General features: G+C 48.3%; 14 protein-coding genes. 8 read left to right on the top strand and 6 right to left on the bottom strand.

Features of this window, described 5'->3' with window-relative positions; genetic code table 11:
- Positions 1 to 9: 9 nt before the first annotated feature.
- The 4 genes from BUA40_RS06410 to BUA40_RS06395 are packed head-to-tail and all read right to left on the bottom strand — an operon-like array spanning position 10 to position 4,038.
- On the bottom strand, positions 10 to 813 hold the full coding sequence (locus tag BUA40_RS06410) for a LicD family protein (RefSeq protein ID WP_072799710.1): 804 nt from the start codon (positions 811 to 813) through the stop codon (positions 10 to 12).
- Positions 813 to 1,631, bottom strand: a complete 819-nt coding sequence (locus tag BUA40_RS06405; RefSeq protein WP_072799707.1) for a LicD family protein — start codon at positions 1,629 to 1,631, stop codon at positions 813 to 815. Before BUA40_RS06405 ends, BUA40_RS06410 begins: the two co-directional genes overlap by 1 nt.
- Positions 1,632 to 1,635: 4 nt before the next feature.
- On the bottom strand, positions 1,636 to 2,676 hold the full coding sequence (locus BUA40_RS06400) for a pyridoxal-phosphate-dependent aminotransferase family protein (RefSeq protein WP_072799705.1): 1,041 nt from the start codon (positions 2,674 to 2,676) through the stop codon (positions 1,636 to 1,638).
- An 18-nt stretch (positions 2,677 to 2,694) separates the two neighbouring features.
- Positions 2,695 to 4,038, bottom strand: a complete 1,344-nt coding sequence (locus tag BUA40_RS06395) for a Gfo/Idh/MocA family oxidoreductase (protein ID WP_072799703.1) — start codon at positions 4,036 to 4,038, stop codon at positions 2,695 to 2,697.
- A 243-nt stretch (positions 4,039 to 4,281) separates the two neighbouring features.
- Between BUA40_RS06395 and BUA40_RS06390 the strand changes: the two genes are divergently transcribed.
- Together BUA40_RS06390 and BUA40_RS06385 are read left to right on the top strand one after the other, a co-directional pair.
- The gene (locus tag BUA40_RS06390) at positions 4,282 to 4,701 is read left to right on the top strand and encodes an FAD synthase family protein (RefSeq protein WP_072799701.1); all 420 of its coding nucleotides are present in this window, start codon (positions 4,282 to 4,284) and stop codon (positions 4,699 to 4,701) included.
- 13 nt (positions 4,702 to 4,714) lie between these two features.
- On the top strand, positions 4,715 to 5,779 hold the full coding sequence (locus tag BUA40_RS06385; protein WP_072799698.1) for a glycosyltransferase: 1,065 nt from the start codon (positions 4,715 to 4,717) through the stop codon (positions 5,777 to 5,779).
- Here BUA40_RS06385 and BUA40_RS06380 read toward each other — a convergent pair.
- Entirely contained in the window at positions 5,770 to 6,996 is a 1,227-nt protein-coding gene (locus BUA40_RS06380) for a CotH kinase family protein (protein WP_072799696.1), read from the bottom strand. The genes BUA40_RS06385 and BUA40_RS06380 overlap by 10 nt on opposite strands.
- A 66-nt stretch (positions 6,997 to 7,062) precedes the next feature.
- On the opposite strand from BUA40_RS06380, the gene BUA40_RS06375 reads away from it, so the two are divergent.
- The 6 genes from BUA40_RS06375 (at position 7,063) to BUA40_RS06350 (ending at position 15,705) form a co-directional block, all read left to right on the top strand.
- On the top strand, positions 7,063 to 7,899 hold the full coding sequence (locus tag BUA40_RS06375) for a hypothetical protein (protein WP_178299568.1): 837 nt from the start codon (positions 7,063 to 7,065) through the stop codon (positions 7,897 to 7,899).
- Positions 7,877 to 8,824 carry a Gfo/Idh/MocA family protein gene (locus tag BUA40_RS06370; protein WP_083585311.1) on the top strand — a complete coding sequence of 316 codons (948 nt, stop codon included), beginning with the start codon at positions 7,877 to 7,879 and terminating at the stop codon, positions 8,822 to 8,824. Before BUA40_RS06375 ends, BUA40_RS06370 begins: the two co-directional genes overlap by 23 nt.
- Positions 8,805 to 11,150 carry a signal peptide peptidase SppA gene (gene sppA, locus BUA40_RS06365; protein WP_255369231.1) on the top strand — a complete coding sequence of 782 codons (2,346 nt, stop codon included), beginning with the start codon at positions 8,805 to 8,807 and terminating at the stop codon, positions 11,148 to 11,150. The genes BUA40_RS06370 and sppA overlap by 20 nt, the downstream gene beginning before the upstream one ends.
- Complete coding sequence (locus BUA40_RS06360; RefSeq protein WP_072799688.1) at positions 11,150 to 12,217, top strand: hemolysin family protein; 1,068 nt, start codon at positions 11,150 to 11,152, stop codon at positions 12,215 to 12,217. The genes sppA and BUA40_RS06360 overlap by 1 nt, the downstream gene beginning before the upstream one ends.
- Complete coding sequence (locus BUA40_RS06355; RefSeq protein WP_072799686.1) at positions 12,204 to 13,373, top strand: acyltransferase family protein; 1,170 nt, start codon at positions 12,204 to 12,206, stop codon at positions 13,371 to 13,373. The genes BUA40_RS06360 and BUA40_RS06355 overlap by 14 nt, the downstream gene beginning before the upstream one ends.
- Positions 13,374 to 13,596: 223 nt before the next feature.
- A complete protein-coding gene (locus BUA40_RS06350; protein WP_072799684.1) occupies positions 13,597 to 15,705 on the top strand; it encodes a glycosyl hydrolase family 8 in 2,109 nt (702 codons plus the stop codon).
- A 106-nt stretch (positions 15,706 to 15,811) separates the two neighbouring features.
- Here the strand turns inward: BUA40_RS06350 and BUA40_RS06345 are convergent, their stop codons facing one another.
- Positions 15,812 to 17,203: a sugar porter family MFS transporter gene (locus tag BUA40_RS06345; protein ID WP_072799681.1), complete on the bottom strand. Its 1,392-nt coding sequence runs from the start codon at positions 17,201 to 17,203 to the stop codon at positions 15,812 to 15,814.
- Positions 17,204 to 17,346 lie beyond the last annotated feature (143 nt).

Genomic DNA, 17,346 nt, shown 5'->3' with positions numbered 1-17,346 from the left:
CTTCTGTAATTAAATCCAATAGATTTTGCTCAGGGCGTGTGGCGACGTGCGTTGAGCCCCTTTGGGCGGAGTCATGTAATCTCCGTACATTTGCGTGAGCCATTGGTCGTAATCGGCTGTGACCATGAACTCTTCTTCGTCAAACGGCTGCTTTACAAAGTTCTCGAACATTTTCCGAGGATAAATCGACCTGTAGGCGGCATCAATTTCTGGATCGATGGGCAAACCTACGAACTTTGCGTCGCTATGGGTTAACGTCGCTATCTTTTGGTATTCTTTTTCGGTCAGCCGTTTCATAGAAACGGGAATGGTGAAAATCTTTGCGCAACGAATCAAGATGCGCTTCCACCAGGAATTCTTCTTGTTCGGTTTTACCAGCTTTATGCGGAATAGTCGCTTGATTCGGTTTAGCGAATTCATGAAGGATACGCATTCTTCTTTAGTGTCGAACATATAGTCGAAAGGAAACACATCGATGTTTATGCCGATGTTTTTCATATCGATGTCTTCTTCGAGAATCGTTCGGGTGTCGGCAACCTTCGCATAAGGGTTGTGATAGTCTTTGTCAGTACGATAATCGTAGACATGGAAGTATTCATGTCGGTATTCCTTGACAAATTTCTCGTAATCGGGGCGGGGCATGGCGATGTCTATGTCGTCATCCCAGGGAATGTAGCCCTTATGGCGGATTGCTCCTAGCAGCGAACCGAAAATGAGTGTGTAGCGCAGGTTGTTGTTTTGACAAAATGCGTGGACATCTTTGAGGATGTCCTTTTGCATGGACTTCATTTCGTCAATGGAAATAGATTTCATTATTCTTTCCAGAAAAATTTTGTATGGTCGCTGCTGTGTTGTACCTGGTCTTCGACAGGAGGGAGCTGCATGTACGAACCGTAATTTAGTTTAAGGACTGCATCCCAGTCGCGAACGGCGGAAAAACGGCGGCCTTCAAATTCAACTTCAACGTAATCGTCAAAGATAGCCTTGCTGTAGTATTGTTTGTCAAGAGACGTGGTGCAGACGAGCTGGCTGCAATGGCTTGTACTCCCGAAAGGGTTTTCCATGCACTGCTGGAGTATGGCGTTGTTGATTTTAGAAAGGGACAGGTTACAGTATTTTATCTTACGGCAAATGAGCTTCAAATTCTGGACAAAAGATTTTTTCAGCGACAGCTTGGGAATGGACCTGCGTGCGGCAAGCTGCTTCTTGTATAGCTCTGCATTTTTTATCATGCGTTTTTTAAACAGATTCCTGTCGTCTTCGACGCCGTCGATAGGGAAAATATCGATCCAAACACCGAGGTTATCGTCAGGAGCCCATGGAAGGGTGGACTTGAAGATCGTCCGTTCGGTATCGCAAACGCGAGGTAGAGCGATGTAGCTGTCCTTGCCTTCGACGAAGGCGAATCCCTTGGACGGCTTGTAGATCTGTTTGAATTTTTCGTAATTGGGACGGGTCATGAGAATATCGATGTCGTCGTCCCAAGGAATAAATCCTTTGTGGCGAATCGCACCGAGCAGAGTCCCGTAGGCGAGGGAATACTGAATGCCGTTCTTCTTGCAAAAGGAGTCGACTTCAATAAGAATGTTTAGACATTCATTCTGCACGTCTTTCAGGGTCAGCTCTTTCATCTTGTTATCCGTTTACGATTTTTTCGATTTGCGTTACAAGATTGTCAAGGTCTTCATGGCTTTGGATGCCCATGTGAGATACTCTGAAAAAACCGGGACGACTTCCGGGCATAATGAACGTGTCGTATTTTTCGATCATTTCACGGAAAACCTTGTCGCCGTTCTTAGGAACATCAAAACCGGTAATGGCATAGGATGGGTTCTGCGCGGGGATATTCCAACCCTTTTCCTGAACAAGTTTGCGGAAGTATCGGGCGTTGTCTTGGACATCGGCGATAGTTTTTTCAAGGCCGTATTCCTTGATTTGGTGCAGTCGCTTGTTCAGTTGCAAGAAAATGCTTGTTGCCGGGCTAAAGGGGGTCTGACCGCGAGTCAGGTTTTTGAAATTGTCTTCAAAATCCCAGTAATAGCCTTTGTGGGCGAAATTGTAAGAGAGCAATTTCTTGTTGAAGAACAGGATCGAAAGGCCAGGGGGAATATTTAGCCCTTTTTGCGTTGACGTGATGCAAATGTCCAAGTCGAGCTCGTCCATGTTCAGTTCTTCGGCGAGGAACGTACTGATAATATCGACTACAATGGACACATTGTGTGCGTGACAGATGTCGGAGATTTTTTTGAGGTCGTAGAGCTGCCCGCTGGATGTCTCGTGGTGCTGGCAAAGGAATACGTCGGGCTTGGATTCTGCAATCATGGATTCCATTTTGGCGTAGTCGATGTCGCTTCCGAAATTGAGCTTCATGTCGACATGGTCGCAACCATAGTAATCGCAAAGCTGGCTCCAGCGGTGCCCAAAAGAACCGCCGTCTATGACGAACGCTTTTTTCTTTGTTGAGACGTAGTTTTCAACAACGGCACTCATGGCTCCGGTACCGGAACCGGTAAAAATGATGGTCCTGCCACCGGTGCAGTGGATCATTTCTAGCAACAATTTCTCTGAATCCTTGTTGATTTCTCCGAATTCGGCTGTGCGCATGTAGGGGACTTGCTGAGCCCCTATGTCAAGGATTTCTTGGTTTATAATGCCTGGAAATGCGTAGGTTTTCATATAGCTAATAAGTTGTCCTTAATTTGAAAGGGGGGGTCTACGTTCTGCGAAGGCTTGCATGATTTCTGCCATGCAGATGCTTTCTCTGCGGCGAAGCCTTGCAGAAGAAAAACGGTGGTTGAAGATGCAACTCGTAAATTCCTGGACTTCATAGCGAAGCCCAAAACCGTCCCATTTATAGAAGAATTTCTTGTTGTCGTTCTGGTTTTCGTAGCGGAGCTCGAAATAGTCTGTTTTCCACCAGGGGGCAGGAACATAGGCGTAGCCCTTTGTTCCCGAAATAATCAAATCGCCCTCGGTTTTGACACCAAGTCCGACCTTGAAGGTACAGGCTGCATCGGGGTATTCGATGACACCCTTTGTGAAAATGTCGACGCCGTTGTCCATTACGGGATAAAAAACGATGTTCTTGTAATCGATGCCCATCAGCTTCAAGATTGGCAGAAGCGGATAGGATCCTTGCTCAAACATAGCTCCGCCTGCTTGCTTGGGGTCGAATTCTCGGCCGTTCTTGTCGAGTAGCTGCGAAAGGGAAGCGTCGATATCGACAATTTTTCCGATGAGTCCCGATTTCAGAATAACCATCAGATGGTTGAACGCGGGACAGTGGGCCGTTTTGTTGGCTTCCATCAGAATGACTTTCTGGGATTCAGCCAACTTGTAGAGTTCCTTCGCCTCGTTTCCGTTCAAAACTAGAGGGGTTTCGCACAAGACATGTTTCTTGGCCATAAGGGCCGACTTTATATTGTCGTAGTGGGCAAGGTGGGGCGTTGCAATGTATACTGCGTCTACAAGGCTGTATAGTTCATCGAGGCTATTGCAAGGCTTTATGTCGTTGAACTTTTGAACAAAAGCGTCTTTTGCGGAATCGTCGGTGTCAAATGCGGCACAGACATTGACTCCGCTTACGATGGAGGCTTCCGAAGGGAACCTCTGGGCGACACGGCCGCAGCCGACAATGCCAAATTTTACAATTTCCTGAGAATTGTCGCGCAGCATGGTAGAACTGATGCCTTCGGTGCGCGGCAGATAAACTACCTTGCAGAACTCGTTCAGGTAATCAAAAAGGCCTTCCCAGTCGGAGCCAATGGCGAAAATGTCTACGTCGTATTTTTGGATGTCGTCAATTTTTTGGCCGACATAGTCTTCGATGATAATCTGGTCGGCAAGCCCCGTCGCTTTGACGGCCTCGACTCGTTCCAGGACGTTGTTTCTTACGTTGAGCTTGCCTCGGTCACGGTCAAAGTTGTCGTTAGTGACTCCGACAATCAAGTAGTCGCCCAGGGCTTTTGCTCGCTTGAGGAGGTTGATGTGCCCTTGGTGCAGAAGATCGAATGTCCCATAGGTGATGACTTTGGTCATTGTCAGTCTCAATAATTCGTATTATAGGTAATATTAAGAATATACATATATAAGGGATTGTCCGTCAACCAAGAAGCCTTTGTGGATAGATGATAAGGACTTCAATGGCCGGTCTGATGTTAAAAGGGGGAATATTCATTTTACAGGGCGATTTGTTGAATTTTGACTGAACGAACGGGACTATGAATCGGCTGTAAATCTTATATTTAGGTAGAACTTTCTTGTTGAAAAAGGAAACGATCGATGAAAAAATATAAAGTAGGGTATACTGCCGGCGTATTTGATCTGTTCCATGTAGGCCATTTGAATTTGCTTGAACGCTGCAAGGCAATGTGTGACACCCTTATCGTGGGTGTATGCGATGACGATTATGTTCATAACATCAAGCACAAGGAACCCGTATTTAAAGAGGATGAACGTGTTCGTATCCTGAATGCCCTTAAATGTGTGGATCGCGCCGAACTGGTCGACTTTAAGGTGACAGACGACAAGATGCTCGCACTGGATCGATTCCACTTTGACGTTCTGTTTTCTGGTGATGATTGGAAAGGAACCGAACGCTATAGAAAGACAGAAGAAGATTTTGCCAAGGTCGGTGTTGCCATTGAATATTTTCCCTATACACAGGGAATTTCTACAACCGACATAAAGACGAAAATATAGGGTTTGTCTTCTTTTGAGAATCGTACACCTTTTATGGGGCCTTGCTACTGGCGGCATCGAAAATATGCTAGTGGATATCGTCAACCAACAGGTTGAGGGTAATGAAATATCGTTAATTGTAATCAACAATATGCTGGACGAGTCCATCCAGGCCCGTTTAGACAAGCGTATCCGTATCTACTGTTGTGGCCGTAAAGTCAAAAGCAAGAACCCGCTTCCGATTCTCAAACTCAATTATTTCCTTAGGAAAATTCGACCTGACATTGTCCATGCCCATTATGATGAAATGGCGAAATTCATTTTCGGCAAATGGACAATGGTCCGTACCATTCACAATACCACGAATGACTTTAACGAATCAAAGTATTTCAAGGCCTGCTATGCGATTTCAAAGGCCGTGCAGGAAGAATGGAATCAGGTCGGCAAGGAAACGATTCTAGTTGAAAACGGAATTCCCTGCGATAGCATCAATTGTGAGAAAACAGGCCTGTTTAACGATGACTTGCTGCATTTTGTTCAGGTGTCGAGGCTTTATATCAAGCAGAAGGGTCAAGATATCCTTTTGAAGGCTCTCGCCGAAATCAATAAAAATAATTTGTGCGAAAAAAGTTTTAAAATGCACTTTGTTGGCGACGGTTCCAGTAGGGAACTGCTGCAGGATATGACGAAATCCCTGGGAATTGAAGACTTGGTGGTTTTCGAAGGTAATAAACCTAGAGATTGGATTTACGAGAATCTCTGCAATTTCGACTTGTTTATTCAACCTTCCCGTTACGAGGGATTTGGCTTGACTGTTGCCGAGGCGATGGTGGCTAGGGTTCCAGTATTGTCGAGTAATATCGAAGGTCCCGTAGAAATCATGACGGTCGTCAAGGATGGGCAAAAGCAACTAATTGGATATACTTTTGAATCCGAAAACCCCGAAGATCTTGCCCGTCAAATTGCCGCTTTTGTTAAACAGGGGCGCAACAACGACAATGTTGAATTTGGACGCCAGCATGTCATGCAGAATTACAGCATCAAAAAGACGGCGCTACAGTATTTGGACGAATACCGGAAAGTTCTCGCCTATAGGTGATTGTCTATCCAATCCATTCGCTGGTTAATCCAGCTGTTGAGTGAATCGATAGCTTCGTCGTAGCTGTCGTAGGCTTCCTTGTAGGTCCAGTTTTCGGTGTTTTCAAGTACGGGCCAGCGCTTGAATTCGTTTTTGGTGGCCGGTGCGAACTCCTTGGCGTATTTGCGGATGGAGTCGGGGAAGGTGGCGAGGAAATCGCGATGCTCCTTCCAGTAGCGGGCTGCCTCCTGCCAAAGCTTTTCACGCTTGAAAATGAGGCCGTTCCAGCCGCTGGGACGGATATACCAATCGGTTGCGGTGCGAAGGGAATCGACTTCCCAGTTTCCGTAGGCCACGTCAAAATCCCAGACGGGACCGAGGCGGATAACGTCCCCTTTTTGCCAAGTCAAGAAGATGCTGCGTCTAAAGGCTCCGTCCATATTCTTGGAAATTTCCTGAATCCAGTAGTAGCGCAAGTAATCCTCAAAGTCGAGGTAGTCCGTAATTTCGCCTTTCGGATTGTCGCTTCTCAGGTAATTTTCAAATTGGCTTAGAGCTTTCTTGATGAGAGCCGTCGAGGAATCGGTCGGCTCCTTGGGCGACTTGATTTCAAATTTGGTGCCTTGTTCCGTGACGACGAAGTGTTCTCCGCCATGTTCCGTAGGGCCTCTTTCCAGCAGGAAGGAACTGTCACTTTGGGGAATGTTGACTCGGTGCTCGCCGACTTTGACCGTTTCGACCAACTGGTAGACGCCTTGGTACTGCCTGTTCAGATAGAGTTCGACGAATTGGCTTCTCGGGGTGTATTCGTCGCCAAGCCAATCGGCAAGTTTGTATGTGATAAAGTTCTTGAGGAGTGTCTTGTCAGCGGAATTGCCGATGAGTGCCCATTCCTTGTCTTTGGGCATTCCCAAAAGTCCCTGTTTTTTTTCGAATTTAATCTTGTAGCCGGGCTTGGGCATCCCCGTAAAACTGGAGTTTCCTCGACCCTTGATGGTCAAGTCAAGAACATCGCTTTCGGGGGCATCCTTGCCGTATATCTGCAATTTTGCGGGAATTTTGGTTTCTCGGTCGCGAATCTGGGCGAAGTCTTCTGTCTCGATGACAAACCGTGGTAAGTTGGCGTAAGGGTATTCCGAATCGTCGCACGGCAGGTAGTCGGGGTCGCCCTTGGGGTCGTTCCAGACGCAGGAACAGCATAAAATGCAAAGGGTGAGAAGGGCCGACCATCGGAGCATGGGACAAATTTAGTTAGATGAAAAAGTTTGGTCAGTCAATCTTTTTTAAATTTGTGATGGTAATTTATGCGTTTGCCTGTTCTGAATTGGAAACGGTTAGGTTTCCTGCTTTTTGCCCTGTTGCCCCTCTCGCTGTTTGCCCGCGAGACGGTTTCTCCGGTGCGCGCTCCCGAAAGCTTTGTGCTGCTGGGGGGCATTGCAGAACTGCGCGATGACGTATACAGTGGCGATATCAATGTGGCGGGGGAATTTGCCCCCTGCAACTGCTTTAGCGTTTATGGCGATTTTGCCTACCGTCTCGTGAGTTATGAGTGGAATACGAAGGCGCATGACCAGATTCACGAAAGGGTGAATTTGCAGGTGAACGGCCTCAACGAATCGTATTTGGGGATAAAGTTGATGCCCTTTTCCTTTGCGGGTGTAGATGTCAACTGGAGGCTTCCGCCTCGCGAAGGTTCCAGGGTGAACCGCTTTTACCGAATCGGCGTTACCCCTTATGGCCTTTATGATGTTTCCCGCAACATGACTCTTGGCGCGGCGGTGGAATACTTTACGTTCCTCGAAGAACGGAACTTTCAGCCGGGCGATGAACTCGGTGTGAAAGGCTCCTTTTCGTGGAAAATACTTTGGGATCCCGATGATTATTCCGGTTGGAAGTTGGATTACGTTCTCCTGTACCGTTGGCGCATTCAGGAATCCAGAAATTTGAATTTGAACAAGCCTTATCAAAAAATGGATGACTTGGAGCGAGGCTTTAGAATACGTGTCGATGCGGCCCACTATTTCTCGGTCTTCAGGAATTCTTTGGGCGTGGCTCTCTTTTACGAAATGAATCGTGGACACTTGTTTGGAATGGAAACGGGACATACTTTAGGCCTCTATGCAAAATTCCTGTTCTTATAAAGCAGTCCTAATCGGTAATGGAACCATGGGAGAGCGGCACAAGCGGCTCTTCGAAGCCGATGGTGTTGAATTCGTCGATGTCGCCGACACTTCGGCCGAGGCTACCGCCTTGTTCAAACGAATTAAAACTGGCAAGATTACGCCTGACTTTGCCGTTATTGCATCTCCATCCGTAACGCACGATGAATACGTCAAGAAATGCATCAAAATGAAGCTCCCGGTGCTTATTGAAAAACCGGTGTCGGTGTCTGGAATGGAAGCTCTGGAATACCAGAAACTGGCTCTGAAACGGAGCGCACTTGTCTTTGTCGGGCATTCGGAACGCTACAACCCGGCCATCGAAGAATTTGCAAAGACCGACTTTTGCAAGGAAATGCAGGAGTGCTTGAAAAACTGGTTTCTCCAAAAGCAAGATGTATTTCCGATTTGTTTTAAGTTTACGCGAACGCACGGTTTTTCGCCGCGTAACCGCGATGTTTCCGTGGAATACGATCTGATGATTCACGACATGGACTTGCTTTGCTCCTTTGTCGACAAGAATGCCATGTTGTACAATTCGCTTCAATGCGAAGAATTTTCGGACGACCGCATTCACGCCATCTATGATTTCAGAACGTTCAAGGCTGAATTTATCGTAGACCGAAACTCCGCCTCTGATTCCCGCACGTTAGAGATTTCGATGAAAGGCCGTTCCGTAACGCTGGATTTGGGCGCCTATCGGAATGGCAATCCCGCCTATGCCCTGCAGAAGGAACACGAGGCTTTTCTAAATTATTTGAACTCTTATAAGAATGCTGCACAAGATGAAGACTCCGCATACGATTGGTATCGTGACTTTTACGACGCCTGCTATGCGGTTGCTCTGGTTTCTTTGATTGGTGAAATGTTCAAAAAGGGGAGAGCGAATGAAAAAGATGCAAAATAAGTTTATACCGGCGCTTTTTTTGTTTTGCGCTGCGTATGCCCTTGCCTACATTCCTGGCGAGTCGGGCTTTGTATCGCTCGAAAATGAACATGGTATTTGGGGTAACCCGGCTGGTCTTACAGCCTTTGATTCCAAGGGAGCACTCGTCAGTTACGATTACGACAACGAAATCAATAATTTCCGTATTGGCGGAAATCTTGATCATTGGGCGGCAGGCTTTGATTATACTCGTGGCCCGGACCATCTGGATATTTCCCGCTGGAGTTTGACGCATGGAAGTTCCCTGTGGAATCGCGTGATTTTTGTGGGTGAACGAGTGAATGCCTTCCGTACGTCTTATTATTCGGGAACGGAATGGAGCCTTGATTTGGGTGTCATGCTACGTCCGCTTTCATTCGTTTCGCTCGGCTACTCTTGCGACAACGTGCTTTATGCCGGTCCGCAAGCACCCGAACGCGTGCAGAATTTGGGCGCTACCTTGCGTCTGGGCCCGCTCTTTAGCGTGAGTTACGACGTTGAAGATTTCGAAAATCACCGTTTGCTTTTCGAACTGGGACTTTACGGCGTTCGCTGGGGATTCCGCATGCCGTTGCATGGCGACGACGAATATCGCCTTACATTCTCCACGAGTTTCGGCGGTTACAACAATGTCGCCTTGCATGTGTACGACGACCTTCTGCCTAAGGGCGGAGCCTGGGGCTATCACAGTGCACGCAATCCGAACGCTTCTTTGAGTGCGCAGATTATTCGTGTTCCGCTGGATATGGAAGTCTCTGAAACGGAAGAAGAATTCGCGTTTTTCAGAAAGAGTTCCATTTGCATTTGGCACGTTCGTAACCTATTCGAACATATGTTGCGCGATCCGGCTTGCGGATTGATCATTTTGGATTTTTCCGGCTACAAGGGTAATATCGGCATTTCTAGCGAAATTGACCGCTATGTGAAAAAACTCAAGGCTCGCGGCAGCAAGGTTGTCGCCTATATGGATGACATCCGCCCCGCAGTGTTACTGGCATCTGCTCATGTAGACCGCATTGTGGTGGAACCTTCGGCTCACATGAACTGGCGTGGTCTTGGCGGAAATATTCTCTTCTATAAGGGTCTTTTCGACAAATTGGGCGTGAAGGTGGAATTCCTGCGTCACGGGGCGTATAAGTCTGCAGTGGAACCTTACATTGCTGATTCCATGTCGGCAGAAGCCCGCGCCAATTTCGATACGCTGTATAACGATTTGTGGTATTCTCTGCAAACCTACATTTCGATGCGTGGTGTAGGAACCAAGATGAATGCCGAACAGGCCTACAAGCATCTGGATTCCTTGGCCTCCGAGCCGTTGGTGACGGCTTCTGCGGCAAAGCGTGCTGGCTTGGTGGATACGTTGCTGTATCTGGATCAGGTTCCTACTTACGCTCTCAAGACCTTCTTTGACATCGACTACCCGAATGCGGCGTATCGCACTTGGTATCCGACGAATAAGAAAATCTTCAACGAAAGCTGGGCGCCTAGGGCAAAGATCGCTCTTCTCAATATTGACGGAACCATTGATTCCCGTATGGAAAGCTCGGTGCTTGAATCGCTACGCAAGTTGCCTTCCTCTAGTGCAGAGGCGTTAATCGTACGTATTTCGTCGCCGGGAGGCTCCGCTATTGCGTCCGATAAAATTTGGGCCGCCCTCCGCCACGTCAGCGAACAGGGAATTCCTGTTGTCTCGAGTATCGGCTATATGGGGGCTTCGGGCGGTTACTACATCGCTTGCGCCGGCGACAAGATTCTTGCAGAACCGATGGCTATTGTGGGTAGCATCGGTATCTATGGCGGTAAAATTGATGCTTCGGGGCTTATGGAAAAGGTGGGCCTTAAGGCCGAAACCGTCAAGACTCATCAGTATGCCGACGCTACCACGTTTACGCGCGCCTGGACGGATCAAGAAAAGGCTGCATTGCAAGCGTACATGGATGAATTCTATGAACGCTTTACGGGTGTCGTCTCCAAGGCTACGGGAATTCCGCAGGCTACCGTCGATACCGCTTATGGTGGCGGGCGAGTGATGATTGGCATCAAGGCCCTTACGGCGGGCCTTGTGCACGGCCTCGGCGGAATTGATGATGCCATTGATGTTGCAAAACAACTTGCCGATATCGGCGAAAATACCGATGTGGATTTGCAAGTGTTGGGCTCCGGTCATTCCTTTACGCTTCCGACACCTGGCTCCAAGATGCTATATGAACTGTCAGATTGGACCGATTACATTTACGACTTGAGTCGTCCCCAGCTCTGGGCAATCGAACCCGCACTTTTTGAACCTGCTTTGTTAGGTATGGAATAATGCTTTATATCGTTCTGACTGTTTTGGGCTGCCTCGCTATTTCGGCCTTCTGTTCGGTAACAGAAGCGTCGTTTTACAGCATGCCGCCTGCTACTATTGAACTGCTGCAAAAACAGAAAAAGTTCACGGCGCGTTACATCGTGCATGTGAAAGAAAACATCGATCGCTACATTGCATCGGTGCTGGTGGTGAACACCATCGCGAATACGGTGGGCGCTTCCTTGGCGACAGCTCTTGCGGTCAAGAACTTGCCTCCTATTGGACAGGTTTCCCTCCCGATAATCCTTACCGTTCTTATCCTTTTGTTCGGCGAAATTACGCCTAAGACCTTGGGAGTCAAACAGGCGAAAATTGCTGCCCCTTTGGTCGCTGTTCCGTTTTATTACATTACGATTGTTCTTTCGTGGACGGGAATCATCTGGCTCTGTCTTACGCTGACCAAACATTGGACTCGCGAAAAAGAGGACAAGAAAGATGTAAGCATCGATGACATCAACAGCCTTGTAAGTCTTGGCCTTCGCGAAGATGTCATTGATCGCCAGCAGTCGGTGGTCATCAAGAATATTCTGGCTCTGAAATCGGTTCCTGTGCGTAAAGTTATGACGCCGCGCCAGGTCGTGTTTTCGCTGAAGGCCGATTCTACCATTGGTGAATCTCTGGATGAACGTGGCAATTGGCCGTTCTCTCGTGTGCCGCTTTACGAAAAAGAGAAAGACAACTGGATTGGTATCGTACTTCGTCGCGATGCATACAACAAGCTGGCAGAAGGCCTGCGCGATGTGAAACTTCGTCAGATGATGCGCCCGCTGCAATTGATTCCCGATAGCCTTACGTTAGACAAGTTGCTGCTTCGATTCTTGAAGCAACGTGGTCACGTTGTGGGAGTCGTTGATGAATGGGGTGCCATTGCTGGTATCGTTAGTCTAGAAGATGTTCTTGAAGAAATCCTCGGCCGCGAAATCGTTGACGAATACGATGAAAACGTAGACCTTCAGGAAACTGCTCGCCGCCGCTCCAAAGCCCTCGCTCGCATCCGCCAACAAAGCAAGAAAAATGACCTCCACTAAACCGAATTACTTCCCGGCTCTCGATGGCCTTCGACTCCTCGCAAGCATTAACATTGTAATGCTGCATCTGGGTTCTTCTAGCGCCCTCAACTACATGTCCGATTATAAGTGGATTGTTCCAATCGTGAATGCTCCTGCATTTGCGGCCGGTATTTTCTACGTGCTTGCGGGATTCCTCTTTGCAAGCAAGTTCAGTGATCCGGAACGACAGATTCCTGTAATTCCCTTCATGTTCAGCCGCATTGCAAAGCTTTACCGTTTGCACTTCTTTATGACGCTTCTCATGTTTGTGGTGCTTGTCTTTAAATTTAGCGGCTATACTCATTTGCCTGGCCTCTCTGAAATTGGTGACTGCGCTGCTGCTGGCCTTGCTAAAATGACACACCCGTGGCGAAGCCTTTTTTTGCATCTGTCGCTCACTTGGTCTATCGTGCCGGATCTCGGCATGAAACTGAATGAACCGTCTTGGTCCCTTACCAGCTTTTTCGTGTGCTACGCGGTGACTCCTTGGTTCAGCCGCTGGCTTTTCAAGCAGAGTGACCGCACGCTTTGGGTGCTTTTTGGAACGCTCTTTATTCCGGGAATTTTGTGGGCTACGTTCTTTGGCCTTTCCGATAATCTTTGGTTCGACAGTTACGATGCCAAGTACCGTTTCTTCCATATCTTTGCCCCAGTCCGTATTTTTGAATACTTGTTCGGCATGGTGCTCTTTAGGCTCTTTAAAGAAGGCCACTTCGATTTCCTCAAGCGAAATTTTGTAAGCGGTTTTGCTCAGTTCGTGATGCTTGCCGCCATTTATGGTAGTTTGTTCTTGATGCGCCCGGAACTGAATCCCGGCTTCAACTATTTCTTCCATCATTCCCTTCCGATTTTGCTTTACGGACTTTTCCTAGTTTCGCTGCTTACAGGAAAGGGCTTTATGGCTCGCTTCTTTTGCATCGGGATTGTCCGTAAAATTGGCCGCGCTTCGTTCTACCCGTATTTGATTCACCTTCCGCTGATTACGATTGCTTGGGGCATTTGCAATTTGAATGCTCCTAAAAACACGATTCTCTTCTTGATATTCGTCTACACGGTCAGTACCTTGTACAGCGAATTTAAGGTGTGGCGTCGTAAAAAGGCGAAAGCAAAACTCGCTCAGAATTCTGCAAAGTAATTTGCTGTTAACATTTGGCTGGGGCGTTAATTCCCGAAAAAAATGTGAGAACATTTAGCGAACGGGAACTTGATACAGTGGTGTGAATTTAATCACAATGTTCCTTAAAAATTACCGTTTTTCGCGGTTTATGCAACGGAATTATTACATATTCGCCCTTACCGCATTTGACACTCTATTTTATATTTACGAACGGGTGTAAAGTCATTAACAAGGAAAATCTATGAAGAACATTTTCAAAGTTGCGATCGGCGCACTCGCCCTTACGGCAGCGACCGCCTCTTTTGCGGGTCAGTATCCCTTCCCGCAGAACATGAAACATCCGCACGGCACGACCATTGAATATGCCGATACGGACATGATCAAGGCCCACTACCAGAAGTGGAAAAAGGCCTGGTACAACTCCAACAATGGTTGGATTTATGCACCGGAAGGAACCGGTTCTACCGTTTCCGAAGCTATCGCTTACGGTATGTTGATTGCTGTCTACATGGACGATCAGACCATGTTCGATAAGGTTTATGGCGTTTGGACATCCAACGGCGGCAACGGCGGTGGTATGAACTGGCGTATCGGTGAAGGTGGCGGTACCGGTTCTGCAACTGACGCAGACGTTGACGCTGCTCTCGCTCTCGTGATGGCTTCCAAGCAGTGGAGCAAGGACTCCTACCTGACTGACGCCAAGAAGATTATCTCTTGGATTGGCACCAACGACATTAACGGTGGCCATGTTAAGCCGGGTAACCAGTGGAATGACGCTTTCAACCCGAGCTATGGTACGCTCGCTAACTTTGAACTCTTCAAGTCTGTTGACGCTTCTGGTCCGTGGGCAAACGTGCTCTCTACCACCGCTTCTGACCTGAAGGCTTGCCAGAACTCCTCTACGGGTCTTGTCCCGGACTGGTGCGACTGGAACTCTCATAAGCCGACCAAGACTTCCGCTTCTGTGGCTCAGACCGAAAATGCGGGCTTCTTCGATGACGCTGCCCGTACTCCGTGGCGCATGGCTTGGGCTTACTACTGGTATGGTAATTCCGATGCAAAGGCCTTCAACAAGAAGGTTTCTGATTGGCTCATCCCGACTACTCACACTGCTAGTGGCGTGAATTCCGGTTACTATGTAGATGGTCAGCCGGAACTCTCTACCAAGCGTCGTTTCGTTTCTTCTACCTTCTCTGGTGGTCTCGGCCTCGCCACTTCTTCTGTTGATGGTGATGACGCTAAGGCTTACCTCGGTACGACCTATAAGGCTCTTTCCACTCTCACGAGCTGCGAAACTGCTCAGGGTTGCGGTGAAGGCGTTGCCGGTGAAAAGTACTATCCGGCTACTTTGAACCTCCTTTACCTCCTCCTCATGACCGGTAACATGCCGAACCTCTATGATATTTCCAAGTTCACCAAGTTCACTCCGGATCCGAGCAAGGCTCCGTCTGTTTCTGAAATTGGCGGTGTACAGCAGGCTATTAAGGATACGACTGTTGGTCTTTCTGGCTTCTGGAACTGGGGTGCATACCACGACAAGCTCGGTATCGGTACCAAGATGGTTCCGGATTCCGGTTCTTCTCCGCTCTTCCTCAAGGAAGATGGTCAGATCTACGCCGAAGCATCCATGGAAATTGGCCCGGAACCGAAATGGACTAAGGAAAAGGCTGATGCAGGCCTCCTCAAGTATCCGTCTGCTGGTATCGCCATGTCCTTCCTCGCTAACGACAAGAAGGGCGTGAACTTCAATACTCTCGGTATTAAGGCTGTTCGTGTGACCATGAAGGCATCTGGTCCGATTCGTATGGCTATCCTTAACGAATTCACTGCCGAAGCTGGTGCTGAACCGGGTATTTTCGTCCCGACGAGTTCTGAATACAAGGCTACGACTTATGACATGACTCCGTACGATCAGGGTGTCAAGGGCTTCGATGACGATAACTTTGGTGGCCTTCTTTCCTGGGTTGACAAGAATGAAGCTCCGGAAGGAACTCAGATCGTTACCGCTGTGACTGGCTTCAAGTGGGAAGTGAAGGACGCTAAGGGCGGTATCGGTGAATTCTCCATCAAGTCCATTGAATTCCTCGATGCAAGCGGCAATGTGATTGATCCGGCCAAGATTACCGGTATCGAAATCAGAACTGGCATCAACGCTGTTGCTACGGCTCCGGCTGCTGCAAAGATCTCTGTTTCTGGCATGACCATCTCTGCTGGCGCCGCTCAGGATATCGCCGTGTTCTCTCTCCAGGGCAAGAAGATTGTTTCTGGCAAGGCTTCCGTGACTGTTCCGAGCAAGGGTATCTACCTGGTTCGCGTGAACGGCAAGCTCTCCAAGGTGAACGTCAAGTAATCCTGACTTGCAACTAAGCAATTAAAAAAGGTCCTCGGCAATGCCGAGGACCTTTTGCTTTTTAATGTTATTCCGGGCTTGCCCCGGAATCGGCTTTTCAAGCTAATTACATCTCCTCCAATTCTTTTCCCTTCGTTTCCTTGATGAACTTTGCCACGAAGAAGATGCTGAACGCTGCAAAGAAGGTGTAAATCATATAGGTCGGTCCAACGCCAATGCCGTCATCGCCGGTAAGCACAGGGAACGTCCAAGTGACCACGAAGTTGGCGAACCACTGTGCAAGGCCGCAAATGGCGATGGCGATGGTACGAATACGGTTGTTGAACATTTCGCCGAGCATCACCCACATGACCGGTCCCCATGTTGCTGCGAAGAAGGTAATGTAGAGGTTTGCAGCAATCAAGGCAATCACCGGTGCTGCTCCCGGCAGGGTTCCGTCGGGCTGAATGTTCATGAAGCAGAGTCCGAGCGTGCCCAAGGTAACGGCCATGCCAATGCTACCGATCAACAGGAGCGGCTTACGGCCAATCTTATCGATAAGCAAGATTGCGACCACGGTCATCACTAGGTTCACACCGCTAGAAATCACGCTCGTGAGGAAGGCGTCGCTTTCACCAAAGCCTACACTCTGCCAGAGCATCGTTCCGTAGTAGAAAATCACGTTGATGCCCACCAACTGCTGCAAAATGGCCAAACCCAAGCCTGCCCACAGAATCGGAGCAACCTTTTCCTTGCCGTCAATGATTTCGAGCAAGTCGGTAAACTTGGAAGGCTTTTTGTTTTTAAAGGTGGACTGAATCGTTTCGACTTCCTTATCGACGCCTTCAGGGTTAATCATGGCAAGCACTTTCTTGGCTTGGTCAAGGTAACCTTTGTGAACAAGGTAACGTGGTGATTCCGGAAGCTTCCAGGCGGCGTATCCGTAAATCACTGCCGGAATGACTTCGACCCAGAACATCACCTGCCAGGCCTTGATGTGGCCAATCATGGGCGCATTTGCAGACCCTGCGATGCGTACAATCAGGTAGTTCGAAAGCAGTGCCACGAAGATACCGATCACAATGGCGAACTGTTGCATCGACCCTAGTCGCCCACGCAAATGGGCGGGCGCCGTTTCGGCGATGTAAATCGGGGCGATAATGGATGCCATGCCGATGCCGAGACCGCCGATCACGCGCCACATGATAAAGTCAGGAATGCCGAAGGGAATGCCAGAACCGATGGCACTTAAAACGAAAAGGTCTGAAGCAAAAAGCATGCAACGCACTCGGCCTAAGGCGTCTGCGATTTTACCTGCAAAAAATGCACCGATGGCAGCGCCAATCAGTGCGAGCGAAACGGACCAGGCAAGTTCATAGTCTGTCGCGTGAAAGTGTGCTTTTAGGGCTCCGTTCGCGCCGTTAATCACGGACGAGTCGAAACCGAAGAGAAATCCGCCAATGGCGGCAGATAGGGTAATCAGCACAATGTGCCTGAGATTTGAATTTGTATTTGTCATAACATTACCGTTTGGGTTGGTTATTGATAAACAATATATTTGTTTGTTCTAAAAAATGCCATATCAGATAACCAAAATAAAAGGAATTTCTTATTCCAAATTGGAATATTCCAAACTGGCCGGATGGCGTCAAAATGCTGATA

Origin of the sequence: Fibrobacter sp. UWT2, assembly GCF_900142545.1 — a bacterium.
In the GTDB taxonomy this organism is placed as follows: domain Bacteria; phylum Fibrobacterota; class Fibrobacteria; order Fibrobacterales; family Fibrobacteraceae; genus Fibrobacter.
Note: the sequence above shows the minus strand (reverse complement) of the source record. Positions and strands in the feature narration are given on the sequence as shown.